23 protein-coding genes and 1 pseudogene are annotated in these 25,221 nt (G+C 51.5%); 21 read left to right on the top strand and 3 right to left on the bottom strand.

What is annotated here, in order from left to right:
* Positions 1-167: 167 nt before the first annotated feature.
* The 3 genes from ACFPQ4_RS03415 to ACFPQ4_RS03405 are packed head-to-tail and all read left to right on the top strand — an operon-like array spanning position 168 to position 3,859.
* Positions 168-1,271 carry a CgeB family protein gene (locus tag ACFPQ4_RS03415; protein ID WP_378110341.1) on the top strand — a complete coding sequence of 368 codons (1,104 nt, stop codon included), beginning with the start codon at positions 168-170 and terminating at the stop codon, positions 1,269-1,271.
* Between the two features lie 36 nt (positions 1,272-1,307).
* Positions 1,308-2,408: a CgeB family protein gene (locus ACFPQ4_RS03410; protein WP_378110340.1), complete on the top strand. Its 1,101-nt coding sequence runs from the start codon at positions 1,308-1,310 to the stop codon at positions 2,406-2,408.
* Positions 2,405-3,859, top strand: coding sequence for a glycosyltransferase family 4 protein (locus ACFPQ4_RS03405; protein WP_378110339.1), 1,455 nt, complete (start codon positions 2,405-2,407; stop codon positions 3,857-3,859). Before ACFPQ4_RS03410 ends, ACFPQ4_RS03405 begins: the two co-directional genes overlap by 4 nt.
* Before the next feature lie 46 nt (positions 3,860-3,905).
* Here ACFPQ4_RS03405 and ACFPQ4_RS03400 read toward each other — a convergent pair whose 3' ends face one another.
* Entirely contained in the window at positions 3,906-4,931 is a 1,026-nt protein-coding gene (locus ACFPQ4_RS03400; protein WP_378110338.1) for a ketoacyl-ACP synthase III, read from the bottom strand.
* 231 nt (positions 4,932-5,162) lie between these two features.
* Here ACFPQ4_RS03400 and ACFPQ4_RS03395 point away from each other — a divergent pair, with 231 nt between their 5' ends.
* The 9 genes and pseudogenes from ACFPQ4_RS03395 to ACFPQ4_RS03355 all read left to right on the top strand — a co-directional run.
* Positions 5,163-6,017 carry an AraC family transcriptional regulator gene (locus tag ACFPQ4_RS03395; RefSeq protein WP_378110337.1) on the top strand — a complete coding sequence of 285 codons (855 nt, stop codon included), beginning with the start codon at positions 5,163-5,165 and terminating at the stop codon, positions 6,015-6,017.
* A 79-nt stretch (positions 6,018-6,096) separates the two neighbouring features.
* Positions 6,097-7,554, top strand: coding sequence for an alpha-L-fucosidase (locus ACFPQ4_RS03390; RefSeq protein ID WP_378110336.1), 1,458 nt, complete (start codon positions 6,097-6,099; stop codon positions 7,552-7,554).
* Positions 7,555-7,631: 77 nt separating this feature from the next.
* On the top strand, positions 7,632-8,054 hold the full coding sequence (locus ACFPQ4_RS03385; protein ID WP_378110335.1) for a beta-xylosidase family glycoside hydrolase: 423 nt from the start codon (positions 7,632-7,634) through the stop codon (positions 8,052-8,054).
* Positions 8,055-8,110: 56 nt separating this feature from the next.
* Positions 8,111-8,581 carry a DUF2269 family protein gene (locus ACFPQ4_RS03380; protein ID WP_378110334.1) on the top strand — a complete coding sequence of 157 codons (471 nt, stop codon included), beginning with the start codon at positions 8,111-8,113 and terminating at the stop codon, positions 8,579-8,581.
* Between the two features lie 193 nt (positions 8,582-8,774).
* Positions 8,775-10,847: a LuxR C-terminal-related transcriptional regulator gene (locus ACFPQ4_RS03375; RefSeq protein ID WP_378110333.1), complete on the top strand. Its 2,073-nt coding sequence runs from the start codon at positions 8,775-8,777 to the stop codon at positions 10,845-10,847.
* 208 nt (positions 10,848-11,055) lie between these two features.
* The gene (locus tag ACFPQ4_RS03370; RefSeq protein ID WP_378110332.1) at positions 11,056-11,553 is read left to right on the top strand and encodes an SRPBCC family protein; all 498 of its coding nucleotides are present in this window, start codon (positions 11,056-11,058) and stop codon (positions 11,551-11,553) included.
* Positions 11,554-11,692: 139 nt separating this feature from the next.
* Complete coding sequence (locus tag ACFPQ4_RS03365; RefSeq protein ID WP_378110331.1) at positions 11,693-12,424, top strand: SDR family oxidoreductase; 732 nt, start codon at positions 11,693-11,695, stop codon at positions 12,422-12,424.
* Positions 12,425-12,537: 113 nt separating this feature from the next.
* The gene (locus tag ACFPQ4_RS03360) at positions 12,538-13,137 is read left to right on the top strand and encodes a YhcN/YlaJ family sporulation lipoprotein (RefSeq protein WP_378110330.1); all 600 of its coding nucleotides are present in this window, start codon (positions 12,538-12,540) and stop codon (positions 13,135-13,137) included.
* A 197-nt stretch (positions 13,138-13,334) separates the two neighbouring features.
* A pseudogene (locus tag ACFPQ4_RS03355) lies at positions 13,335-13,424 on the top strand (helix-turn-helix domain-containing protein); the annotation flags it as partial.
* A 3-nt stretch (positions 13,425-13,427) separates the two neighbouring features.
* Here the strand turns inward: ACFPQ4_RS03355 and ACFPQ4_RS03350 are convergent.
* Positions 13,428-15,074, bottom strand: a complete 1,647-nt coding sequence (locus ACFPQ4_RS03350) for a recombinase family protein (RefSeq protein ID WP_378110329.1) — start codon at positions 15,072-15,074, stop codon at positions 13,428-13,430.
* A gap of 878 nt (positions 15,075-15,952) precedes the next feature.
* Here ACFPQ4_RS03350 and ACFPQ4_RS03345 point away from each other — a divergent pair.
* Complete coding sequence (locus ACFPQ4_RS03345; protein WP_378110328.1) at positions 15,953-16,306, top strand: hypothetical protein; 354 nt, start codon at positions 15,953-15,955, stop codon at positions 16,304-16,306.
* Between the two features lie 439 nt (positions 16,307-16,745).
* Positions 16,746-17,036 (top strand): YolD-like family protein, encoded by a 291-nt coding sequence (locus tag ACFPQ4_RS03340; RefSeq protein ID WP_378110327.1) that lies wholly within the window; start codon positions 16,746-16,748, stop codon positions 17,034-17,036.
* 33 nt (positions 17,037-17,069) lie between these two features.
* On the opposite strand, the gene ACFPQ4_RS03335 is transcribed toward ACFPQ4_RS03340, so the two are convergent.
* Positions 17,070-17,267 carry a hypothetical protein gene (locus ACFPQ4_RS03335; RefSeq protein ID WP_378110326.1) on the bottom strand — a complete coding sequence of 66 codons (198 nt, stop codon included), beginning with the start codon at positions 17,265-17,267 and terminating at the stop codon, positions 17,070-17,072.
* Positions 17,268-17,363: 96 nt separating this feature from the next.
* Here ACFPQ4_RS03335 and ACFPQ4_RS03330 point away from each other — a divergent pair, with 96 nt between their 5' ends.
* The 7 genes from ACFPQ4_RS03330 to ACFPQ4_RS03300 all read left to right on the top strand — a co-directional run bounded on the left by ACFPQ4_RS03330 (position 17,364) and on the right by ACFPQ4_RS03300 (position 25,156).
* Complete coding sequence (locus tag ACFPQ4_RS03330) at positions 17,364-17,675, top strand: hypothetical protein (RefSeq protein ID WP_378110325.1); 312 nt, start codon at positions 17,364-17,366, stop codon at positions 17,673-17,675.
* 296 nt (positions 17,676-17,971) lie between these two features.
* Positions 17,972-18,184: an Acb2/Tad1 domain-containing protein gene (locus tag ACFPQ4_RS03325; protein ID WP_378110324.1), complete on the top strand. Its 213-nt coding sequence runs from the start codon at positions 17,972-17,974 to the stop codon at positions 18,182-18,184.
* A gap of 1,180 nt (positions 18,185-19,364) precedes the next feature.
* Entirely contained in the window at positions 19,365-19,853 is a 489-nt protein-coding gene (locus tag ACFPQ4_RS03320) for a phage terminase small subunit P27 family (protein ID WP_378110322.1), read from the top strand.
* Positions 19,828-21,552, top strand: a complete 1,725-nt coding sequence (locus ACFPQ4_RS03315; protein ID WP_378110320.1) for a terminase large subunit — start codon at positions 19,828-19,830, stop codon at positions 21,550-21,552. Before ACFPQ4_RS03320 ends, ACFPQ4_RS03315 begins: the two co-directional genes overlap by 26 nt.
* A gap of 171 nt (positions 21,553-21,723) precedes the next feature.
* Positions 21,724-22,995, top strand: coding sequence for a phage portal protein (locus tag ACFPQ4_RS03310; protein WP_378110319.1), 1,272 nt, complete (start codon positions 21,724-21,726; stop codon positions 22,993-22,995).
* Positions 22,992-23,810 carry a head maturation protease, ClpP-related gene (locus tag ACFPQ4_RS03305; RefSeq protein ID WP_378110318.1) on the top strand — a complete coding sequence of 273 codons (819 nt, stop codon included), beginning with the start codon at positions 22,992-22,994 and terminating at the stop codon, positions 23,808-23,810. The genes ACFPQ4_RS03310 and ACFPQ4_RS03305 overlap by 4 nt, the downstream gene beginning before the upstream one ends.
* A gap of 14 nt (positions 23,811-23,824) precedes the next feature.
* Complete coding sequence (locus ACFPQ4_RS03300; protein WP_378110317.1) at positions 23,825-25,156, top strand: phage major capsid protein; 1,332 nt, start codon at positions 23,825-23,827, stop codon at positions 25,154-25,156.
* The last annotated feature ends 65 nt before the right edge of the window (positions 25,157-25,221 follow it).

Here is a 25,221-nt window from a genome sequence, read left to right as displayed (position 1 = left end):
CCTAATACCGGGATGGGGCTAAGAAGGATGCCCCATCCCTTGCTGTTGTCCGGTTAGTCGCGGTGGCGGGACAAACGTCCATGCTTGTGCCTAAATTCGCGCTTCGGGCGGGTATGTATCCAAGTCCATCCCCGCTAATGTGCATATATTGATTGCGGGTGATGAGGATGCGGACACATCGTGAAGCAATGGGACGACAAAGCGAACGTGAATCGGCGTTCCGCAGCGGTTGGATGCAAGGATGGCGGCTCGGCGCCTGCGGGCGGATCGACGAGTCGATCGTCCCGGAAGCAGGACCGATACGCAACGGGCGGGTGCTCTATGTTCCGCAGGGCTTCGAAGCTATCGATGCCGGAATATTCGAAGCCCTGCAAGCTAACGTTTCGGAAGTGATTTTGGGTTCCAACGATCAAGTCAAACGTCAAGCGGAGCAGCACAGACCGGATGCGATCGTCGTCTTGAACGGCGTTCATCTGTTCGCCAAAGACTATTTGGAACAGATCGACGCCATTCGGCATCAGATGGGCATCCCGGTCGTTGTCTGGTTCGTCGACGATCCTTATGTAACCGACAATACGGTGAAGCTGGCGCTTCATTACGATTACGTCTTTACGCATGAACGATCCTGCGTAAGTTTATATCAATCGATCGGCTGCGCGAACGTACACCATCTGCCTCTCGCCGCGCACTTCGGCATGTTCCGGCCGATGCCGGTGCCTAGAACGTATGACACGGACGTGTGCTTCATCGGCACGGGCTTTCCGAACCGGATTGAGTTGTTCGATAAGATCGCTCCTTATTTGAAAGACAAGAAGGTGTTTATCGCCGGCGCGCTATGGGACCGCATGAAAAACTATCCGCTCATCGAACGTTTTCTCAACAAAAACGGCGTTCCGGTTCCTGAGTCGGCCTTGTACTACAACGGTGCGAAAATCGTCATCAATCTGCATCGTGTCCCTGGGGCGAGCCCCGAGAATCGCAACAAAATCGATTGGCCCGCGGAGTCCATCAATCCCCGTACTTTCGACATGTCGGCATGCGGTACGCTGCAGTTAACGGATGCGAGAAGCGAGCTTCCGGAATTGTACGCGGTCGGCTCGGAGCTTGCGGTCTATCGCGATGCCAAAGATTTGATGGAGAAAATCGATCATTATCTCAAACACGATTCCGAAAGACTGCAAGTTGCCGCGAGAGGTTACCGGCGCACGAGAAAGCATCATACGTTCGACGATCGAATCAAAAGGCTATTGGACATAATCGGAATCCGATAAGACTCGGTACTATATCTTAGCGCGGGAGGGATTGCTATGGCAGCATGGAGGATACGTTCGCGAAGACAGGCGCGAAGCGATGCCTATGCGCTCGGATGGAGCCACGGCCATTGGTTCGGAAGGTGCGAAGTCGCCAGGCAGCGAGCGATGCCACTTGTCGTCAAGCGCCCACTGCACGTCATGTACGTGACCTCGGGCAAAGGCTATCCGTATAGCCCGCTGGATTTTGCCATCCAGGAGACGTTGAAAGAAGTCGCGACCCGCGTCACGATAGCCGAACCGAAACAGGACATCGCATTCATCGCTTCTCAAGCGAGGCCGGATCTAATGCTCGTGCTGGACGGAATGAACTTGCCGCCCGAGAAGGTGACCGCCGTAAGAGCGCTAGGCATCAAGACCGCGATCTGGTTTACCGACGATCCCTACTATACGGACATCACGGCAGGCATCGCCCCGCATTACGATTGCGTGTTTACGCTGGAACGAAATTGCTTGCCATTCTATCAAACCCTGGGCTGCGCGCGCGTATACTATTTGCCGCTGGGAGTATTCCCGCCGGCCTTCCGTCCGTTCAACCCGAGGCAAGCGCTTCGCGGAGACATTACCTTTATCGGTTCCGCCTATTGGAACAGGGTGTATTTTTTCGAACGGCTTATTCCGCTTATCGCGCGACATAAACTGTACATTTCCGGCTTGTGGTGGGATCGGCTATCGAATTATACGAAGTATAAGGGGCACTTCGATCATCAAGCCTGGCAAGATCCCTCGAAAACGTGCGAGAGATACAACGCCAACAAGATCGTCATTAACGCGCATCGCTCGACTGATGACGAATCTTACAATATGAACAAAGCCAAAGTCGCAGCCGTATCGCCGAATCCGCGCACGTTCGAAATCTCGGCTTCGGGTACGCTTCAGATGACCGACATGCGGCAGGACCTGGAACAATTTTACGTGCCGGGGGTAGAGGTGGTTACTTACGACTCGCCTCAGGATTTGGCGAATAAAGCGGAGTATTACTTACATCATGAATCGGAGCGACAGGAGATCGCGCTCAGGGGGCTTTATCGAACGATGAGGGACCATACGTATGCGTCGAGACTGAATCAACTGTTCGACGTGGCGATGTCGCCATGAACCGGACGAAACCGAAGCTGCTCATTTTCTCGCATATTTGCAACCCGGTGCTCGTTACGGGCGGAGAGAAAGTACTTTCTTTATTTTTGCAGGAGCTGGTGATTCACTATGACTGCGTGATGATCGTGCCGGAGTTCGGCGCGATCGCGCATAAAGCTAAGTCCATAGGCATCCGGACGGTCGTGCTCGATATTCCGCTATGCTTCTCGTTATATACTTGCGCGCCCTCCGTCTTCCAGGAGATCGAAACTTTGAAGCAACAGCCCGCATGGCGAACGGTACATGCTCTGCTCGCTCATGAGCGTCCCGACGTCGTCATGGTGAATACGTCCGTTCATCCTCTTCCCGCGATGGCCGCGTACTCGCGAGGCATACCGACGGTATGGTTATTAATGGAGACCCTATACGATACGGTGCATCGGGATAAATGTGCAGCCTTCATCGCAGCCAACTGCGATATTATCGTCGGGATGTCCCGAACGGTGCTCAAGCCTTTTCAAGGGGTAAAACACGCGCGCAAGACGTACAAGATGCCGCCATATCTTAAGCTAGATGAGCTTGTGCCCGGCGTGTGGCCGCAGGCTAGAACGCAGCTTCGCAGGCTGTATCGCTGGAAAGATGAGCATTGCGTTGTCGGTTTCATAGCGGCTACGATCTATCCGAACAAAGGACAGCTTCAATTCGTCGAAGCGATGCTGCCGATCGCCGCGGAAAATCCGAACGCGAGATTTCTCATCGTCGGCAGCCAAGTCGACGAAGGCCATTATATGGCTTGTCGCACGCGGGTGCTCAAGGCGGGTTTCGAGGACCGGTTCGTGTTTTATCCGTTCGCGGAACATATTCATCAAGTTTATCCGGCAATGGATATCGTCGTCGTCCCGAGCCTGATGACGGAAGGCTTCGGCATGACGTCGCTCGAAGGGATGATGTTCGGCAAAGCAGTCGTAGCTTATTCTTCCGGCGGCCTCGCGGAAATATTGACCGCCACGGGCAACGAGCGGTTTTTAGTCCCTAAAGGCGACATATCCGGGCTTACGGAACGTGTACGCTGGTTAGTCAAAGACGAGACCTATCGGCTCGTTATTGCTAAGCGCAACAGCGATGCGGCTTTGCGCGAGTTCGGAGTCGACCGCTTCCGCGTCAAGCTGTCGGCATTGATGGCCATGATCGATGTGATCCCGAAAAATCGACCGCCGATTCCGGTTCCGGTCTTGACGGCGCCGCAGGATGCGCCGGCTCCGACACCAAGTCGCGCGCGTACGATCAGCGCACGTTCAAATAGACAAATTCGAACGATATCGAAGCGGAAGAAAACAAGACCGACCGCGCGGAGGAACTTACATCGGCCTACTGGCCGCGCTCATCCCGTCAGACGCAGATCCAGCCGAACGACGCGTGCGGTCGGTCGTGCAAGAAGGCATAAATCGGTTCGCAGACGTGCGAAGAGATAAGGAAAGGGATGCGCGTCGCATATAGAACGCGCATCCCTTTATCGATTTAATTCGAGGAAAGTTCCCAACGCAGCGCCAAGCCGGATTGCGTGAGGCCCGAGCCGAAGCCATAGAGTACGATCAGTTGCCCAGGAGCTAGTCTACCTGCCTTGTAAGCAACGTCCAGCGCAAGCGGAATCGACGCGGAAGACGTATTGCCATATTGGGTAACGCTATGCAGCGCTTGATCGATCGGCAAGCCAAGCCGCTCGCAGATTGCCTCGATCATCCGCAAATTCGCGCTATGGGGAACGAACCAATCGACGTCGTCGATCGTCGCATCGATGGCTTGCAACAGTTGTTGTACGCCTTCGGGCACGGTGGAGAGCGCCCATTTGTACACTTCTCTGCCGTTCTGGACAAGCTTGCCGTCGCCTTGCAACGGAACGCCGTCACCTACTTTGGATAGCCCCGTAGCATACACGTGGAAGCCTCCGGCGCCGTCCGTTACGGCGTTTGAAGCGAGCATCGACCCTATCTCCGCGCGCTCCACGAGGACGGCGCCGGCGCCGTCGCCGAACAGGATGCAGGTCGATCGATCGGTATAGTCCGTTAGCTTCGTAAGCGTCTCCGCGCCGATGACGAGCACTTTGCGGTAAGCGTTCGTCAGGATAAGACCGTTAGCCATTTGCAGAGCGGTCACGAAGCCCGCGCATGCGGCATTCATATCGACGGCTAAACAGCTAGCAGCGCCGATCGCCAGTTGTACGCGCGAAGCGACGGATGGGCAAGCCATATCCGGTGACGTCGTTGCGACAAGTATGGCGTCAACATCCTCCGGAGCAATAGGGAACCGCCGGAACAAATCCTGGGCGGCCGCGATGGCCATATCGCTTGCATATTGATCGTCCCGCGCCTGGTGCCGTTCAACGATACCGGTACGCCGAACGATCCAATCGTGGTCGGTTTCTACCATGCGTTCCAAATCCGCGTTCGTTATTACACGTTCCGGCGCATAGCTGCCGATAGCAGTTATTACTGCGTTGGAGGCAATGCGCGTGGCACCGGCGGTTGCGTTCGTTAGAGAAGCCATGGGAAGTCCTCCTTCTTCTTCGTTCATTCGCCTATCTTAGTACATAGTATTAGTACCTGGTATTAAATATTATTATGGCTTTCAGAGTATGTCCTGTCAAGCTCGCGATAGAGCAAGATCAATAAGTGTGGCGTCAGCATTCTAGAGAACGTTTGCAAAGTTTGTGATAGTATGGATAACGAGTTATTATGCAGGCTAAACACCCCAACTTCTCATGATCGGAGAACGCTCATGAACCATTCTCGACATCGATTGATCCGGCATTTTCTCGCTAACCTTCAAGTTAACGTGACCGCAATGTCATACAACCAGGTTTGGTCCGATTGGCGTGAACTGGACTACACGCCGGACTACAACAAATTTTATTTGATTTGCGAAGGGGAAGGCTGGCTTAAGATCGATGGATCGGAATACTATCCCATACCAGGGCAATGGTTCCTGATGCCGCAAGGAGTGAAGCAATCGTACTCCGTCACGGATGGACCTCGCTATACGAAATACTGGTGCCACTTTACGGCCAAAATCGGGGAAAACAACCTGTTCGATTTGCTAAAGACGCCTTACTTCATCGATACTTGCAATGACAGGGAACCCGAGCGGTTATTTCGCGACTTGCTTTCAAACTGGACATCCGATTTCGCAACTTCTCCTCTGCTGCTTAAAGCCTCTCTTTACAATCTGATTGCTTACTACTTGGAGCATGCATACGGTAGCGAAGACGGCATTCGGCTGGACGCGGCATTCGAGCCGCTCCAGTCGGTCATTGCCTACATTCACTCTCATTATCGCGACAACCTGACAGTCCGGAATTTGGCCGATAGGGTACATTTGCATCCGAATTATTTCATCCGCGTATTCAAACGACACTTCGGCACCTCCCCTATTCAATTCGTCAACAACAAAAGAATAGAGGAAGCGAAGTGGTTGCTGACGACGACGAATCTCACGCTTGCCGAGATCGGCAGGTCGGTCGGCATTCCCGACGTTTCTTACCTGTCCAAGCTGTTCAAAACGATGACGGGCTTCTCTCCATCCGCCTACCGCCAATCGAATCACCTTTTACAAGTTAATAAATTACAAGAATAAATGAATATTATCGATTCTTCCCCATCGGTCATCACGATATCCTGAGAGAGAGAACAACCGAAATGGGGATCAGGGCCAAATGGACAAGACGAACAAATTGCAAGCGATCGAGGACACGATAGCAAGAGGCCGATTCAAAGAAGATTGGAACTCCCTCGCGTCATTCCGGGTTCCGGAATGGTACAGAGAAGCCAAATTCGGAATTTTCATCCACTGGGGCTTATATTCCGTCCCCGCCTTTTCGAATGAATGGTATTCTCGCAATATGTACATCAAGGATTCCAAGGAATACGAGCATCATATCCGCACCTATGGAGATCACAAGCAGTTCGGATACAAGGATTTCATTCCGATGTTCAAGGCGGAGCGGTTCGACGCGGAAGAGTGGGCGGAATTGTTCAGCCTCAGCGGCGCCAAATACGTGATGCCGGTCGCGGAGCACCATGACGGGTTCCAGATGTACCGAAGCGGGCTTTCGAGGTTCAATGCCTATGACATGGGCCCGAGACGGGATCTTCTCGCCGAAATGAAATCCGCGTTCGAAGGCAAAGGGCTGGAATTATGCGTCTCTTCCCACCGCGCGGAGCATTGGTTCTTCATGTCGCATGGCAAACAATTCGACTCGGACATTCACGAACCTCTTGCACGCGGCGACTTCTACTGGCCGGCGATGCCGGAGCCCGATCATCATGATCTGTCAGGATCCCCTCCGAGTGAAGAATTTCTTGAGGATTGGCTGCTTCGCTGCTGCGAGCTCGTGGACCGTTATCGTCCGAAAGTGTTTTATTTCGACTGGTGGATTCAAACGACGGCGTTCAAGCCGTATCTGAAGAAATTCGCGGCGTATTATTATAACAAGGGCGATGAGTGGGGATATCCCGTCGCGATCAATTACAAGCACGACGCCTTCATGCTCGGCACCGCCGTACTCGACGTGGAAAGAGGCCAATTCGCCGAATTGAAGCCGTACTTCTGGCAAACCTGTACGGCCGTTGCTAGAAACTCCTGGTGCTATACTTCCGATAATGAATACAAATCGCCCGTAGAGATCATTCAGAACCTGGTCGATATCGTAAGCAAAAACGGCAGTATGCTTCTAAACGTCGGGCCAAAGGCGGACGGGACGATCCCCGAAGAGGACCGGGCGATTCTGTTAGCCATCGGCGATTGGCTGCGGGTTAACGGCGAATCGATTTACGGCACGTCGTATTGGAAAACGTTCGGCGAAGGTCCGACGGAAATCAAAGAAGGGCAATTTACGGACGGAACGGCTACTGCTTTTACAAGCGCGGACATCCGGTTCACCGCCAAGGGAAGCTATTTATACGCCACGGTTATGGCGTGCCCGGAAGACGGCGTCGTGCATATCCGTTCATTAAGAGAGAGATCTCCCTATTATCATGGGCTCATTCGGGATATTCGCGCGCTCGGATTCGACGAGAAGCCGTCATGGGACCGCGACGACGAAGCGCTTACGATTCGGACGGCAACGGTCAAGAGTTCTCGCCCGATCGTCTTCAAGATCCAAATGGAATAATCGTCTAGTATTCCGCGATAAGGGGCTGTCCCAAACCGGGCGTTTACCGGGTTTCCTCCAGTCGGATTAGCCCGAACTTGACGTTCGCGGTAAATACTTTAACGCAGCGCGCAATGGGACCTGCATGCGAAGCTACGGTAACGTTAGATGCCAGCGAACTGAATGACGGGGATTATGCAGGGTTATGCTTCCTGATCGGCACCTACGGTTTAATCGCGTTAACCAAGGAATCGAGGCAAGCTTACTTGGTCGTATTGGCACGGGACAGCGAAGACGAGTCGATCTTCGGTAACCTTGTCGACGATCGGCCGGCAACCGAAGTTCTCCTATCTCGACCGCGGAGAATGGAAACGGATCGGGCCCGCTCATCGCATGATCTACAAGCTGGATCACTTCATGGGATGCCGAATAGGCTTGTTTATGTTCTCGACCCGCGAGATCGGCGCCATTTACAAATTTACAACTTTCGTATAATTACCTCTATTCTTCGCGGGTGCTAAAGTAGAGGGGGCCATGACGACGGCCTCATGCTCGCGCGAATGGAGGATTATATCGAATGAATGGATGGGAATTTTTAGTTGTTGTTCATGTTCTGTCGGCGTTGATCGGAATCGGACCTACGTATCTCGGACATGTGTTCCTTCGGCGAAACCAGAGCGTACAGCAATATCGCTCGTCGATCAGCTTCGTAGGCCGAATGGAAATGTTTCCGAAAATCGGAGGCAGCATCGCCGTTCTATCGGGCCTCGGCCTTGCTCTGTCGGGGAATTACGGGACTTTCGCCCAAATCTGGATGTACGGAACGCTAGTGATCTACGTTCTGATTCAGATTACGATGATCGCGGGAATCGGTCCTGTTCTTAAGAAAATAGGCGCCTGGCTATCCGATCCCGTGAATGAGCACGTAAACGCTTTTCCGGCAGAGCAGCAGCAATGGGTCAATCGGGCTAGCGGGTTGTTGTACACGGCTTCCGGCCTCGGCCTTATCATCTTTATTCTCATGATCGTTAAGCCGGACTCGTTCTAAGGGTATTCAAGTTCGGAAGATCGAATAACACAAGAAGCGAACAAAGCGCCGGGGGTACTAGGCTCCCGACGCTCTTTCGTTTGTCTGGCGATGCAACCGCGCGCCGGCGTTCCGAGAATGCTATGCCCAAGCCAGAAAAAGCCCTATACTCTTAGTAGACAACGATATCCACGAGTGCGGGCGGTGAACGCGATTGACGACAAGTTTCGAGAACGATGGAACCGGAGAGAGGGAACAAAGCTTCGCTGAACGGGAAGATTACTATTTTGTCGGTCGATACGCCGAGCGTCAACGCTTCCGCGACTATTTGTCAGGTCGGACGGAGCAACGCACGCTTTGGAGCGTCAGCGGAATAGGAGGCATGGGCAAAACGTCTCTGCTATCCGCATTCCGCCGGGACGCCGAGCGTGCCGGGGCCGTATTCGTGCTGGTCGACAGCCGCGATCTTCCTCATCGGGAGGACGAGGTATGCCGCAGAATCCTCGCGTTGCTGGAAGTCGCGACGGATCGGATGCCGGGAAGCGACAGCATCATATCCGCGTGGACGGAAGCGTGTATCGGAGCGCTGCGCGAGATCGCGAATCAGCGCCGGGTGATTCTCGCTTTTGATACGTTCGAGGAGTTCTCCGATTTGGAAGTCTGGCTGCGCGAGAGGCTGTTCGCCCGGGTTGCGGACTGCGTTCTCTTGATTACGGCCGGCCGATTCCCGCTTGGCGGAACATGGACCGTGTCCCCTGCTTGGAGGGAGCGCCTGAACCCGATTCATCTGGGCGCGCTGTCACGAGAGGAGTCTAAGGAGTATGCGGAACGCTGCGGTCTGCCGCAAGGAGAAGAAGCGGATCGCGTATGGCTAGCTTCTCTCGGTCATCCGCTCGCGATGTCGCTAGCCACGGCGCACCGCTCGAGCATCGGCACGAATGCGGATGCCATGGACAGCCGTTCCTGGTTCCATGTCATGGCGGACGTCTGGTTGAAGGAGGCCGCCGATCCGAACTTGCGTCTTCTCGTAGAAGCGGCGTCGCTGCCCGCCAGGTTTAACGCGAGCATTCTGGCTGCGGCATTGAACGTTCCGGAGCTTCCGCCCGCTTCGTTCGATGGACTGATTCGAGTCTCGTTCATTCGGAAGGCGGAGAAAGGCTGGGCCATGCACGATCTGATGCGGGATGCGGTCGCCGCCTACCTTCGCGAGCGCGAACCGGACCGGCACCAAGCGCTTACCGCCAGACTTGCCAGCTATTTCGCCGATCGGATTCTGGAATATTCGGGGACGCGAAGCGTAACTCCCGAAGTTGGCGAGCTCTATCAACTCGTCGGCGGGGAGACGATAGCCGCCTTTTACCGCAACGCCCGTACCTATTCGCTGTGGGAGCAGGTGAACAGCGAGACGGTTATTGAAGCGGAACAATACATCAAGCATCGGTTCGCTGCGCCTGACCGGATCATCTCGGCTGTCGCGATCAAACCCGATAGCGGGCAAGAGGTTCGCGCAGAGTTTTCGGACGCGATGCCGAAAGCCAGTCTGCAAGGACTGGTTCCGCGAGCGTGGTACGAGATGGACCGTCGAAGCCTTCATTTACTTCGCGATCATAACCGGGAGGTTGTCGGACTGGCTGCCATATTGCCGATTCATGCCGGGACGCTTGCCTATATGAACCGGGACCCGTTCAGCGCTCCGTTCCTGGCTACTCTATCTACGGCCGTGCGCCGGTCCATGGAGGCTTCGCCCGACAATCCGGCGGGTTGGTTCATTCGTTCCATCGATTATCGCGATTGGGCCGATCATCTCAGTTATACGGAAATCTTCTCGCTCATGTTCGGCTATCTGTGCTCGGGCAAGCTTCTTGTTTGCTGTCCGCCGCCGATCGAGGTGTTCATGCGCACGCACGAAGGAATGGGTTTTGAAGCGGCCGTCGGCTCGGAACACGTATGCTACGATGGAATTCCTGCCCCCATGCTGGTGCTCGATACGCGCGGAGAACGACTGGCTCGGTTGCTGGAGCAGCTATTGAACCGATCGGGTATCGCCTGGCGGCGCGCGGCGGAGCCTTCGGCCGACGCCGATCATATTGCGAAGATCCTTTCCGCGCGGGAGCGCGAAGTGGCGTTGCTTGCGGCGGAAGGGCTGTCCAACGCCGATATTGCGACGGAGTTGTACATTAGCGAAGCGACGGTGAAGAAGCATCTCTCGACCATATTCGAGAAGCTTGGGCTTAAGCGCCGCAGCCAGCTGGCCATGCGTATCGGCCGGCAAGAGACGAACCGGTAACAGTCGAGGAAGAGGAACGCTCCCCTTGCGAAGACCCGCTCAGCCGAGCGGGTCTTCGCTGTTCCTTGACGCCGAATGATCGCCCCGCGCGCTTACATCCGATGGAAATCGACGAAAGTCTACCGCATCTTCTACTTTCGTAGAATAGAACGCTTCCTAGACAGGTGATATATTTAGTCACAATCATAGGAAGAGGGAGTTGTTACGCATGGCAAAATACGATACGTCCATCGATATCGATGCCCCCATCGAAATCGTATGGGCGCTCACGCAAAGCGCCGAGCGCAGGCCGGAGTGGGACGGCCGGGTGAATCGGGTGGAGCTGTTGAACGCGAAGACGCAGAAGAAAGGAACGATTATGCGAACGCTCGGTAAGGCGTGGGGCAGACCGTTCTACTTCGATCTGGAGACGGTCGTCTTCGAACCCGGCAGCAAATGCGCTGTCGTATTGGTCGGTTCGAAGGGAATGCCTTTCGTGAAAGGCGGAGGCACGTGGAAGTACGAAGAGCTCGGCGATTCGCGGTGTCGGTTCCGGGCCACGCAGAATTTCACCCCGAAAGACACCTTGCTCGGACGAATCGCCGACCGATTCATGTACCAGTCTTATCTAGCGCGGACGACGGAGCAAAGCCTGAAGCTGTTAAAGAAAGTAGCCGAAGCCGACGCGAAGAAAGGGCAAATGCTCGGCAATGAAGCCATGGCATAATGTGACAGTTATGGTGACTGGGGTCACTGTCCGCGATGACAATTTAGATGGTTAAATAAGGCTGAACTGCTAACGGCATCATACAAAATCAACTCGGTTGGAGCTTGTAAATTATGTGGCTGCGGAGGTCGAATGAGAAATGGCTAGATTCGAACGTATAGCCTTAATCACCGGGGCGAATAAAGGCATTGGCTTGGAAATCGCCAGGCAGCTTGGTCAACAGGAAGGCGTCACGGTGTTATTGGGAGCAAGGGATGAGGCGCGGGGCCAAGAGGCGGCGAACCGGCTGCGAGCGGAGGGAATCTCGGCCGAGTTCATTCGGCTGGATGTCATTAACCATCAGTCGATCGATCAGGCGGCAGGATTTATCGAAGGAAAGTACGGTAAGCTAGACATTCTGGTTAACAACGCGGGTATTTTCTTACAGGAGAAAGAGCCGAGCGAGAACGACGTCGCCACCTTGTTGCAAGTTTACGACACGAACGTATTCGGCGTATTTCGGACCACGAAAGCAATGCTGCCATTGCTGCGGAAATCCGACAACGGCCGGGTCGTCAACCTGTCCAGCTCCCTAGGGTCCCTGACTCTGAACAGCGACCCCGGCTTCGAGCTCGCTTCTTTCTTGGTTCTCGGGTATAACTCCTCCAAGACGGCCGTCAACGCTCTAACCGTATTCTTCGCGAATGAATTAAAGAACACCAGGATTAAAGTCAATTCTGCCGATCCCGGCTATTGCGCAACGGATATGACCGGCCATGCCGGTTCGAGAAGTCCTGCACAAGGGGCGATCGCAGCGGTACGGTTGGCCACACTCCCGCCTGACGGCCCTACCGGCGTATTCTATAACGAGGATGGCCCTGTTCCGTGGTAAGAGTACTCGCGAGCGATATATCGTAATCGTCCCCCATGAATACCGTTTCGCCAACTTGCGAATCTTAACGTGTAATGGCATATGCCTATTACACCAAGAGGGGGATTCAGCAAATGCGCAAAGGATTGGTCATGGGTACGTTGCTGTTATCGACTGCGCTGACGGTTACAGGATGTTTGCAGAAAACCGGCGATCTCGGCAATAAAAACATAAGACCGAACGCCGTGAGCAACGACGGGATCATCGGCACGAACAAAATGCGATTCGCTAACGATCAACGGAACGCAATGAACAGAATCAACGGCGAACGTCGGGCAAACAATAACGTCGTAGGCATGCACGGCAACGCCCATATGCAGATGAGCGATATAATCGCCGACAAGGTGGCAGCATTGCCCGGCATCGATTCCGCTTACGTCATGATGACGGACCGCAACGCGTACGTGGCGGTTAAGGAACAAGGCGGAGGCATGCACGCCCACAGCGCGACTGAATTGTCCGGCGCGACGAAGACGAAGATCGCCGACAAAGTCAAATCGATGTCGCCGTCGACCGAGAACGTCTACGTCACGCAAAATCCGGATTTCATGAGCCGGATGCAGGGCTTCGCCCAAGACGTTCGGAGCGGCCATCCGGTTCAAGGCTTCATTACGGAGTTCAACGCGCTAGTCGAACGGATCTTCCCTGCTGAATCCAGCAGAAGCAACCGCTAACCGCGAATAACCTTAATCAAGCCGGTCCATCGTCCAGATGGGCCGGCTTTTACGCGTTTCAACGAGGTCCCCATCGTTTTAACCGCCCATTTTCCTCGTCCTCCGCACCGACCGAAAAGCCCTTTCATATGATAAAGTTGACTGTATCCCTATACCTTGTATTCACTACATTCCCGGGCAAGGAGGGGTGACACACGTTGAAAGGCAGCGACCACAAAAGTAAGTTTCTCCTAACCATTCGGGAACGCGAAGTCTTTGAACTGCTTGTGCAGGACAAAACGATTAGGTATTCATACAACTAAGAAATCGAAGGATGCTATTTGAGGGTTCAGGGCTGGATAAACCTTGTGTTTCGCGGGGATTGAGCCGCGCCCTTTTTCAATTACTTCGACGACCACATAGCTGAATACCTTACGTAGGATCTCATTCTTAAGTGCTGTGTTCGTCGCATTAGTATATGTGTCAACAAGGCTGCTGATTTGACCTTGAATCAGTGATATATCTGGTCGGGCTTCGCTCTTCACGTAGCTGATCTCAGTTTCTTGAGCAGATTTATTCAACTCACTGATCCGCTTTTCGACCTCTTCCATACGTTCGCGATAAAGCTCATCCGAATACATGCCGCTCTCGTATTTCTCCAAAATGAATGATCGTCTGGTCATGAGATCCTGAAGCTTCTTTTCATGCAATACCTTCAGATCATCTTCATTCGATCGCTTCTTAGTCTCCTGGTCAGCGAGCTGCTGCAATGTCGTCTCCATGCTGGCTTTGTCCAGTGATACCAGATGACGCATGGTAAACAGGAGATCTTCTTCGATCGCTCTGTACTTCACGAATGTGCATCCGGGATTGCGACACCATAGAAATTCTTTGGTGTATTCCATCTGGACGTTATCTTTTTTGCGCGTATAGCGCTGTTTCGTGAACTGCTTCAACATTCGGTTTCCACATACTTTGCAGACAATCAAGCCGGTGAGTTCGCTTGGCACAAAGTCCAGCTTAACCTTAGACTTCTGAGATTCTGGAACTTTCGATGCATCATCTTTTTCTTTAGATGCAGCCCACGTTTCTGCATCGATGATTGCCGGATGAGCATGCTCAACGATAATCTGCTCTTCGATAGGCTTCGTTTGTTTCCGATTTCCACCTTTGGTGGCGCCGTAGATCATCGTACCGAGATATACCTCATTTACGAGCATGTATCGGAGAACGGAAGTATACCACTTGTAGCTGCCAGAAGGGGAAGGTACACCGTTCCTGGTCAGGTAAGTGCATAAAGCCCTGTGACCGACGTCGCGCCGAGTTCCATCCTGTTCAGCTATTCCATTCACGTACAGGTCATAGACCAAACGGACGATTGTTGCTTCGTCTTGGTTGACTGTAAGCTTTCGTGTCTTCTTGTTCAGGTCATAGCCGAACGGAGGCTTGCCGGCCATCCAACGTCCTTCCAGAGCCTTATTATAGCGTCCGCCTGTTAGGCGCTCCCGAGTAGTCTCAAACTCCTCACGAGACAGGAACAGTTCGAAGCGGATTTGACGTAGATCGGCATTATTCCTCGGATCGTACACCTTCCAAGGTGTGATGATGAAAATGCATTTATCGACGATAAGATCGTAAATCACACCCATATCGGTGTAGCTGCCGCGGCCCATCCGGGTAATTTCTTTTACCGCGATCGCTTGATATTTACCTTCCCGCAGCTTAACAAGCACATCTTGAAAGACCGGGCGGCTCGAGATTTTATCACCAGATCCGATCTCATCTTCTTGGTCGTATGGGATCCCCAGAGGTGCAAGAACGCGATCCATCAAATCGCGAATCGATTTGAGCGTGTCCTCACCTGTGCGCTTCTCTAGTTCTTCATCTTGGCGTGATTTGCGATTGTAGTTGACGATGTTTTCGATGCCGAGCTTCGAGAGATAGTCTGGGTTTAACAATTCAATACCTCCGCTTGCATTTGGTTTTCGATCTTTGGGTTGATAACTGATATTATAGACAACCAAACAAACGGTATCAATTCCTATTATTCCCATGCAAGCAGAACAGGCCGTCGAACGCTCCCCTTTACATATATTGTTCTTTGAAATCTAAATTTGTGGTACCATTCGACATGAGGAGTGATTATTCCCATGACGATCAATTGTTGGCTTAAATACGAGCAACGGACCAATCGTCTTACATTACATAAGGATAGCTGCTCCTTAGTGGTTCTTGCGAAGAGTTACGAGGAGTATGACGAGAACAACGATCCGATGGATTACATATACGATACAGCTTGGATTGGCTTTTCTGCAATCGAGGCAGCAGTCGGGTTCCATAGGGATCATCATTCTAGACGGGAATTCAAGTTGTGCCGTCGATGCTTTAATATCGAAGCAAAACGATTATTCAAAATCAATGGCAACAACAATTCTCCGCAGTACCCTATAATATAATTTTTTTTCGTGATGCTTTTTTGTTGAATTAATTCGGGTTACTTGCGTGTTGTTGGACTTTTAACCTGTTATATTTATATCATCGGGAAACCGAACAGAGGACACCGCGGGGGCATGCATGCCCCGTTCATACTGGTTGCGACTCGCGGACACGATCCGCGGCGCACGAACCGAGCCGGCCAATAGGTCGGCTTTTTCTATTGCGGTGAAAGCTCCGACGGCGGTTTCCTGATCTCGTATGTAACTTGTCAATGTATTGTGTGCGACGATCCATGAGAGGAGGGCATACGAGGCTTTAGGTCGGCAGCGTATACCGGAGGGCTGCGGCCCACGATGGAACGCTGTCGGCTTATTACAGAGGTACTAGCAGGAGATACTTTATGTCTTCTAGGGAATGGAAGGAAGCTAATAAAGAAAAACAAATCGAATACAAGAGAAAACACTACGAAAAGAATAAACGCGAAGTGATGCGCAAGGCGAAGGAATATAAAAATGAAATTAAACGGTGGCTTGAGGAATATAAGTCTAAGCTAAAATGTGAGTTATGCTCCGAGAATCATCCCGCTGCCTTGGATTTTCACCACCGAGATCCTACAACAAAAAGTTTTGACATAGCTCAGTGCCTCAGGCTTGGCAAGGGAAGAGAATCAATCTTAGCTGAGATTGAAAAGTGCTGTGTGCTCTGTTCTAATTGCCATAGAAAACTGCACTGGAAAGAAAGAATTTCAGGCTAGGGTTCCCGCCGGCCGCTCCATTGCTTATCCCTGAGAGATCCTGACCGGGCGTTGAGCCGGCGTCATGCACCTCTCGTATATTCGTTACTCCACACCTGCCCCAAGACACCTCGACGACATGACGTTTCTGGATAGGGGAAAACCAGAGCGCGAGGTGCACACTCCTTTCTGAGGCTCTGGCCGCCACTGGTAATGGTTGCTGGGGTAATGGTCGTTCTTAGATCGAAGCCGTTAAACGACAACCAATCCGGAAGGTTCGCATCAAGGCGGCGGCCTGATTAAGCCAATGCAGCTGAGTGCTTTTTGACGGTTTCGATGTATCGAAAAATAAGATTGGATACAAGAACGTTTGTTCGTGTATAATGAGAACACCAAATCTCTAAAGGGTGATCTCATGGGACACAAACTCGAAGGTAATGGATTCTGGGAGTCATCGCGAATGATGCTGCCGGAGCACAAGGAGCGGATCATCGCGCTGAACAATGCGGACTTGAAGCCGCGACGCACTCGCCCGACACTTGATGATCAAGAGCTCGAGGAGTTTATGAGGGTTCTCATGGAGTCGCTCGGGCTGCGTTCGGTAGCAGAGTTTAAGCTATACCATGAATACGAGGATTGCTTGGCGATCGGTGTAGTCGATAAGGTGGATCCGTACACTCGCACATTCCTGATTGATGGCGAGCGGTTTAAGGTGGATGACATAATCGGAGCATCTATCATTGGCGCCTAACCGGGCGCTTTTTCTTTGCAAAAAAAGAACCACTTAGCGAGTACGAAACTCGCAAGTGGCTTTTAAAAAGAAATCTCCATCGATTACTACAACATCATCTGTTTGACGCTGGATAAGACCACCTTGATCAATATAGCTGCCGTTCTGCCAGACGTTAACCGCAATCTGGTTATCGATCGCATCTTGGATCTGCTCATTTGTCTTAAGGATCTTACCGACGAGACGTAACATTATTGACCTCCAGTCATCTTGTTATTTCTCCCTGAAAATATCACACTATGCAGAAAATTGGAAGATGTTGTATAGTTGTGGTGGGAGGTGAGACGATTGAGTCAACTGAGTAGGGTACAGGAGCAACTTAATGCGAGATTAAAAAGTATATACACGTTTGCAGATGGGAAGTCCTTTGATATTCGAGAAGAATTGCAGAATCTCGAGCAACATAAAGACTTATACTCGATTATTGAAAGTGAAGGCGCCAAAGAAGGTCCAGTGTATGAAGAATATAGTGGATATTTGGCGAAGTTGCGAGAGAGAATTACTTTTTTGAACGAAAAGAAAAATGAAATTGAATCTGCTAATTTTTCTGATATTAAGAATATAACTCTTCTCTTGGGAAGAATTAATGGATCATTCTAGGCACCTTCGGGTGCTTTTTATTTTGATCATTTTAACCGCATCTGTCCTGCAATTGTAGGACAGTAGAGGTGTACTGTAATTGTAGGACAGTCTGTCCTGTATTTGTAGTACAGTTTGCGTCCTGTATTTGTAGGACACTTTGTACTGCAATTGTAGGACAAAGATATATACTATAAAGATATTTAAAAGATAACTTTATATATATGTCTGATAATACGTGCAAAAAGCGATAATTCGAGTCGTCCTCTAAGGGCGGCTTTTTTCATATACAAATATCCCATTAGGAGGAATGTTCAATGAAACCGAATCTGGTAATCGAGAATAATTTCAGTTATCACGCTCCAAAGGAAGGGCAACCGCTGAAGTACGAGGCTATTCGTGATAAGGCAAAGGAGCTCGCTTATCTCATTGCCGATCTAGCGCCTGACTCTCGAGAAAGAGCATTGTCGATCACCAATCTCGAACAGTCGGTATTCTGGGCTAATGCAGCTATTGCTAGGAATGAGTGATCATATGGACCATGACAGCTTTATCGCTCGACAAGAAGAGCTGCGGAAAGCGGTAAAGGCGCTGATAAAAGCAACGAGGATACATCGAGCGCTTTATTGGTTATTGGATAGGATCGAGAAGGCTTTCGATAAGGTACGACGTTGAAAGGAGAATGCGCATGAGTGAACCTAATGAGGATCTACGCGGGGAATGGACGACCGAACGATGTCCTAAATGTGGAGCTACATTGCTAGGTAATTCAATAGGACAGCGATGGTGTTCAAATCCTGGAGGATCAAGTATAAGCGCATGTGACTACGGTTTGTTTATTGGAGTCGATCTTGCAAACGTAAGCGATCGAACAATGTATAGGGACGTGATCGAATGCCAGCAAGAAACCCACGGCCATGCGGTAAAGCCGGCTGCCCCAACCTAACTGTTGAGCGCTATTGTACCGAATGCGCGGCATTGGTTCAGAAGAAGCAAGAGAGGCAACGTGGAACGGCTAACGACCGGGGCTACAACTATAAGTGGCAGCAGTACAGCAGACGGTACCTAAAGAAGAACCCGCTGTGTGCATGCGCTGACTGCAAGTTGTTGGTCGTACCGCTGGCGGCTAATGTGACAGACCATATCGTACCGCATCGAGGAGATCCTGTTCTGTTCTGGGATCCGATGAACCATCAACCGATGGCTAAGCGATGTCACGATCGGAAGACTGCGACTGAGGATGGAGGGTTTGGCAATAAAGTGAGATAATTAAGGATAGTGGTGGTGGAATAGGTAGACATACGCACCTGCTTAAAAACGGCTGGCGCGGTAAACGACACAGGTGTGCGGTCGAGTCGTTACTATGCAAGGTGCAAATCCTTGCCCACTATGAATAAAACTTGCGCGATAACTCCGGTCCCCGAAAACGTGCGGCGTTAAGCACAGACCCAGAGAACGCAGCGCAAGTTACCATTTGACACAAGTCGCTCAACTGAGCGGCTTTTTTCTTTGCTCATTTTGACGCGCTGTGAGCCGTGTAGAGGCGCGTTAGTCCAACCCAGTGCGAACCCACTCGGACAAGTGCGGAGGGGCAGGGGGGTGCAAATCCTCAAGCGAAAATCGGCTCTAGACCGGCGCCGCCTCACGTGCGTGAAAAATACGGGAAATTGCCCTAGCCTTTAGTGAAAAATTTGAAAGGTGGTGATCATTTTGGCGGGGAGAAGAGGCGTTCCAGCTGCTGTTCATCGTGCGACCGGAAATAAATCGAAACTATCGAAAGCGAAGTTAGACGAATTGCAAGACGCGGAGGATGCGATAAAACCCGCCAGCGATAATGTGGTATGTCCGACCTGGCTGGATCCGATCGGCAAGCAAATGTGGGAATCAATTAGACGGGAACTGGCCGCCGTCGACCTTATTACGAACGTTGATGTCTATGCACTTGCGCTTGCCTGCGATGCTTACTCCAAGTACGTAAAAGCGTCAAAGGCAATTAAGAAAGAAGGCTTAGTCCTCGATCACAAAAATGCGCTCGGGGCCGTTAATAAAGTGGCTAATCCGAACGTCTCGATAGCACAGAAATATGCGACACAATTCAAATCATATTGCTCCGAATTCGGCTTATCGCCGGCCGCCCGCGCACGTCTAGCTAAGCCGAAGGACGATGACGGGGATGATGAGGATGACGACCTCGACTAAGCAGGTCCATCCAACGACGCAGTATGCATTGGACGTTCAAAGCGGGCGAATTGTAGCAGGAAAATACGTCATTCTGGCATGCGAGCGGCATCTGCGTGATCTAGATCGGCAGGGTTCAGATGACTTTCCATACGTATTTGACGAGGAAAAAGCGAATAAAGTATTCAATTTCGCGGAGAAGCACTGCAGGCATATCGAAGATGGATTGACGGTTCGCAAAGGTGATCCAGTCATCTTAGACGATTTCCTTCAGTTCATAGTCGGTAGCATCTTCGGCTGGGTGCATCAAGTTACAAGATTGAGGCGATTCCGGAAAGCATACGAACAAGTTGCGCGGAAAAATTCGAAATCTACTACGCTTTCGGTGGTTAGCCTCTATATGTTCGCGGCTGATGGCGAAGGTGGGCCGCAAGTGTACACCGCGGCGACTATGCGGGAGCAGGCAAAGGTCGTTTATGACGCCGCGGCTAAGATGGTCAGCACGAGCAAGCAGCTGAAGAAGAAGATCTCGCTTCGCGTAAACAAGATGTTTCACAAGGTGAACGGCGGTAAGATGCTCCCATTGTCCAAGGAAACAAAGAGCATGGACGGATTCAACCCGCACGCCGGCATTATCGATGAATATCACGCACATCCGAATTCCGACATGTACGACGTCATCGTTTCCGGTATGGGGATGCGTCGCCAGCCGCTACTCTTTATCATCACGACGGCCGGATTCGATATCAATGGGCCATGTTTCCAAGAATACGATTATTGCTGCAAGGTGCTAGAGGGTACGTTGGTTAACGAAGAGTATTTCATCTACATCGCCCAGATGGATAAAGATGATGACATCGAAGATGAGAGCAATTGGCCGAAGTGTAACCCGTTAATGGCACGCTCACCGGAAGGGATGCAATATCTCCGCGGTCAGCTCAACACAGCAAAGGACAAGCCGGGCGATCGTCGTAACGTTTGGACGAAGAACTTCAATGTCTGGCTGGATCAAAAGGAAAATAGCTACATGCCAATGGATCGGTGGAGGCTTTGTGGCGCTAGCGACCTTAATCCTTTCCCTGATCTAACTGGAATGCAATGTTTCGTAGGCATGGACCTTTCGAAAAAGATCGACCTCACCAGTATTGGGTTTGAATTCCCGCTGGATGATGGTCGATTTGCTGTTTTATCGCACTCTTTCATCCCGGAAGAGACGCTAAAAGCAAAGATTCAGAGCGATAACGTGCGATATGACGTCTGGGTCGATCAAGGATGGTTGACGGTAACAGAGGGTTCAGTCGTTGATTATCGAGAAGTTCAGCGATACATGCTCGAGCTGGCCGAGAAAAACGGGTGGAAAATCCAAGAGGTTTGCTATGACGAGTGGTCTGCTGGCTTGATTTCACAAGAATTAGCTGATAAGGGCCTGCAGCTAACGGAGATCCCTCAGCGGATGAACACCTTGTCGGAACCGACGAAGAATTTCCGAGAGCTCACCTTCCAGAAGAAGATCATTCACAACAATGATCCGGTCCTCAGTTGGGCAATGAGCAACGCCATCGAGAAGCAGGATCATCGCGAGAATATCGCGCTCGATAAGGCGAGATCGACCAATCGGATCGACCCTGCTGCGGCGCTAATGAACGCTCACGTCCGAGCGATGCTTAGACCTAAGCCGAGGAAATCCATCTACAAAACGAGAAAAATCGAAATCTTGTAAGGGAGGTCGCGACGTGAAAGAAAAAACGAATAAGCCCGATTGGAACGATGCTATCGCTCTAGTTGGGCTTTTAATTTTAGGAACGGGGATTTGGTTAATCTCACCGCCCTACGCTTTTGTTACTTCCGGAACTATCATCATGCTAATCAGCTTGGCGAGGAGTAGAGGCCGATGAGTTTTCTCGCGAAAATCTGGAAAGCGGAGGGCGGAGCTGGCGGCGGTCAATGGCCTAATTCGCGGCAATGGTTGAACGATTTGTTTTTCGGTCGACCAACATACACCGGAATCAACTTATCGGAGCAAAAAGCGCTAACTCATAGCGCGGTGTTCGCGTGTGTCCATGTGCTTGCTCAAACCATTGCAATGCTCCCGCTGAATGTATATCGGACGATGCCGACCGGTGGTAAATCGCGAGTTGGGGAGCATGGTTTGAACCGCCTATTGCATAGCGTACCGAATCCAGAGATGAGTTCCTTCGTTTGGCGGGAAACGATGCAGGGGCATCTTGGACTTTGGGGCAACTGTTACGCCGAGATTCAACGAAATGGATATGGCGACATCGTAGCCCTGTGGCCGCTTCGTCCGGATCGGACTAAGCCGTATAGGGACCCGGATACAAAGGAACTTAAATACCAGACCACACTTCCAGACGGTAAGACGGTCCAACTCCCGGCGCATCTCGTTCTTCATATCCCTGGCTTCGGTTTCGATGGCTTAGTCGGATATAATCCGATCGATATTGCGGCTCAAGCGATCGGACTCGGACTTGCAGCTGAGGAGTTTGGAGCTCGATTTTATGGAAATGGCGCAACACTTGGTGGAGTTCTCGAACATCCCGGTCCGGAACCATTGGGCGATGAAGGCCGAAAGAATGTCCGCGAATCGTTTGAGGAAATGCATAAAGGTTTGTCTAATGCTCATCGTCTCATGATTCTTGAAGAGGGCATGACGTACAAGCAGGTGGGCATTCCTCCTCAGACAGCTCAGTATCTCGAGTCAAGAAAATTCCAAGTCGAAGATATTGCGCGTTTCTATCACATGCCGCTGCATCTTATCGGTGAACTGAGCCGTTCCACGAACAATAACATTGAGACGCAATCAGGTGAATTTGTGAAGTACACAATGATGCCATGGATCGTGCGATGGGAACAGTCGTTGAACATGCGATTACTTTCAGAGGTAGAGCAGATTTATCGCCAAATGTTTACGAAGTTCAATCTGAATGGGCTCCTTCGAGGCGATTCCAAGTCGAGATCGGAGTTTTATCATAATGCACGTTTAGACGGCTGGATGAATGCTGATATGATCCTTGAACTTGAGGATATGAATCCAATTGGCGGCCGCGAAGGGCAGGGTTTCTGGATGCCTGAAAATTATCGGTATGCAGATGAGCCAAAGGATCCAAATAAGACTGGCTCGAAAGGGGGTGAACCGAATAAGTGAAGTGGAAAATGAAGAAGCTCCAGGCTAAGGCTGCGGAAATCATGATCTATGGCGATATCAGCACATACGAAAGCTGGTGGGATGATAGCGCGGTAACTCCACAGAAATTCAACGATGAATTGAAAGCGTTGGGTGATGTGGAAGAGATCTCAGTCCGTATCAACAGCAATGGAGGCAGCGTTTTTGCCGGTGTTGCCATACATTCGATGCTCAAACGTCACGCGGCAAAAATAACCGTGTATGTTGACGGAATTGCGGCATCGATTGCTTCTGTTATAGCAATGGCAGGCGATGAAATCGTGATGCCGGTCGGATCTATGCTTATGATCCACAATCCATGGACAATTGGCATGGGCAACGCCAAGGATTTCCGAAAGCTCGCGGACGATTTGGACACGATTGGGGCCAGTATGACTGATGTTTACGTCGCCCGAACTGGTATCGATCGAGATGAATTGACCGGATTGCTGGAGGCTGAGACGTGGCTCAGTGCTAATCAAGCCGTAGAGAGAGGGTTCGCCACTCGAGTTGAAGAGGATTCTCAACCGATCGCGGCATCTCTCAGAGGAAATAAAGCAGTCATCAACGGAATTGAGATGGATTGGAGTAAATTCAAGAACGCACCGATTCTTCCAGCTGGCGAGCCTAACGAACAAGTTGCGGATCTTCGAAGAGAACTCCAAGAGCTCCGATCTCTCGTTACAGCGTCAATCCAAAAACCGAATTCAGCACCACCGGCGCCGCAACCATCTCCCGATTTTTCTGCATTCGAGATGGAAGAGCGGCGTTTATCTTTGCTTGGCCAAACCATTTAAGGGGATGATCTGAGTTGAACAAAAAGGAATTATTGAAAGCTAAGATTGCGGCCATGATGGCTCTTATCAATACGGCGAAGGCAGCAGGACGTGTTTTCACAGCAGATGAAGATCAACAATATGCGGCTCTTGATGCCGAAGTTAAAGCGCTCCAATCCCAAATCGATGCAGATGAAAAGCAAGCTGCTCGTGAAGCGGAAATCGCGGCTCTGCACGCTCAATATCAAACTCCTGTACCAGTTGTCGCAGCTGGCCGGGAACAACCAGGCGGCGGGATTATTGTGGGACATAACCGCGAGGCCGACAAGCCTTGGGCAAGCTTCGGCGAGCAACTTGCAGCCGTTCGCGCGGCTGCTCAGCCTGGCGGAACCGTCGACCCGCGCCTTACGACGAGGGCCGCGGCAAGCGGCTTATCCGAGAGCGTTCCTTCTGATGGCGGATTCTTGGTACAGCAGGACTTCTCGGTTGAGTTGCTGAAAAATGCATACGATACCGGTGTTCTCGCCTCGAAAGTGCAAAAAATTCCGTTGACCACGGCAGCCAATGGCTTGAAGATCAACGGCGTTGACGAATCCAGTCGTGCAAACGGCTCTCGTTGGGGCGGAATTCAGTCATACTGGGAAAACGAAGCCGATCAATATACGGGAACCAAGCCGAAATTCCGTCAGATCGAGCTTCAGTTGAAGAAGCTTACGGGACTTTGCTACGCGACTGACGAACTCCTGCAAGACGCGGCTGCACTCGAAACGGTCATTCGCCAAGGATTTGCCGAGGAATTCGGCTTCAAAATCGATGATGCAATCATTCGCGGAACCGGAGCAGGTCAGCCTTTGGGCATTTTGAACTCGTCTGGAACAGTCCAAGTCGCTGCAGAAAGTGGCCAAGCGGCAGATACGATTAAGGTCGAGAACATCATCAAGATGTGGTCCCGTTGCTACGGCCGGGCTAGACAGAATGCTGCATGGTACATCAACCAAGATATTGAACCGCAGCTTTATACAATGTCTTTGGCGGTTGGTTCCGGTGGAGTTCCGGTCTATATGCCAGCAAATGGCGTCTCAGGCTCGCCTTACAGCACGCTCTTCGGCCGCCCGGTGATTCCGCTTGAGCAATGCGACACGCTCGGCAACGTCGGCGACATCATCTTGGGAGACTTATCTCAATATGTGATGATCGACAAAGGTTCGATCAAATCGGACGTATCGGTTCACGTTCGCTTCGTGTACGACGAGCAGGTGTTCAAGTTCGTATACCGCGCCGATGGTCAACCGGTTCGTAACAAGGCGCTTACGCCATTCAAGGGTTCTAACACTCTCTCGCCGTTCGTTACGTTGGCTGCACGATAAGAAATCAAACTGAGCGCCGAATTGGGGCTTTTTTTTATGCCCTTTTCGGCGACTAATTGAGGAGG

This window comes from Cohnella yongneupensis (genome assembly GCF_042655785.1).
GTDB lineage: Bacteria > Bacillota > Bacilli > Paenibacillales > Paenibacillaceae > Cohnella > Cohnella yongneupensis.
Note: the sequence above shows the minus strand (reverse complement) of the source record. Positions and strands in the feature narration are given on the sequence as shown.

Bases quoted from the DNA above. Each gene is read 5' to 3' on its own strand.
- ACFPQ4_RS03415 (WP_378110341.1), top strand. From the start codon at position 168: ATGCGGACACATCGTGAAGCAATGGGACGACAAAGCGAACGTGAATCG.
- ACFPQ4_RS03410 (WP_378110340.1), top strand. From the start codon at position 1,308: ATGGCAGCATGGAGGATACGTTCGCGAAGACAGGCGCGAAGCGATGCC.
- ACFPQ4_RS03405 (WP_378110339.1), top strand. From the start codon at position 2,405: ATGAACCGGACGAAACCGAAGCTGCTCATTTTCTCGCATATTTGCAAC.
- ACFPQ4_RS03400 (WP_378110338.1), bottom strand. From the start codon at position 4,931: ATGGCTTCTCTAACGAACGCAACCGCCGGTGCCACGCGCATTGCCTCC.
- ACFPQ4_RS03395 (WP_378110337.1), top strand. From the start codon at position 5,163: ATGAACCATTCTCGACATCGATTGATCCGGCATTTTCTCGCTAACCTT.
- ACFPQ4_RS03390 (WP_378110336.1), top strand. From the start codon at position 6,097: ATGGACAAGACGAACAAATTGCAAGCGATCGAGGACACGATAGCAAGA.
- ACFPQ4_RS03380 (WP_378110334.1), top strand. From the start codon at position 8,111: ATGAATGGATGGGAATTTTTAGTTGTTGTTCATGTTCTGTCGGCGTTG.
- ACFPQ4_RS03370 (WP_378110332.1), top strand. From the start codon at position 11,056: ATGGCAAAATACGATACGTCCATCGATATCGATGCCCCCATCGAAATC.
- ACFPQ4_RS03365 (WP_378110331.1), top strand. From the start codon at position 11,693: ATGGCTAGATTCGAACGTATAGCCTTAATCACCGGGGCGAATAAAGGC.
- ACFPQ4_RS03360 (WP_378110330.1), top strand. From the start codon at position 12,538: ATGCGCAAAGGATTGGTCATGGGTACGTTGCTGTTATCGACTGCGCTG.
- ACFPQ4_RS03345 (WP_378110328.1), top strand. From the start codon at position 15,953: ATGTCTTCTAGGGAATGGAAGGAAGCTAATAAAGAAAAACAAATCGAA.
- ACFPQ4_RS03340 (WP_378110327.1), top strand. From the start codon at position 16,746: ATGATGCTGCCGGAGCACAAGGAGCGGATCATCGCGCTGAACAATGCG.
- ACFPQ4_RS03335 (WP_378110326.1), bottom strand. From the start codon at position 17,267: ATGTTACGTCTCGTCGGTAAGATCCTTAAGACAAATGAGCAGATCCAA.
- ACFPQ4_RS03325 (WP_378110324.1), top strand. From the start codon at position 17,972: ATGAAACCGAATCTGGTAATCGAGAATAATTTCAGTTATCACGCTCCA.
- ACFPQ4_RS03315 (WP_378110320.1), top strand. From the start codon at position 19,828: ATGATGAGGATGACGACCTCGACTAAGCAGGTCCATCCAACGACGCAG.
- ACFPQ4_RS03310 (WP_378110319.1), top strand. From the start codon at position 21,724: ATGAGTTTTCTCGCGAAAATCTGGAAAGCGGAGGGCGGAGCTGGCGGC.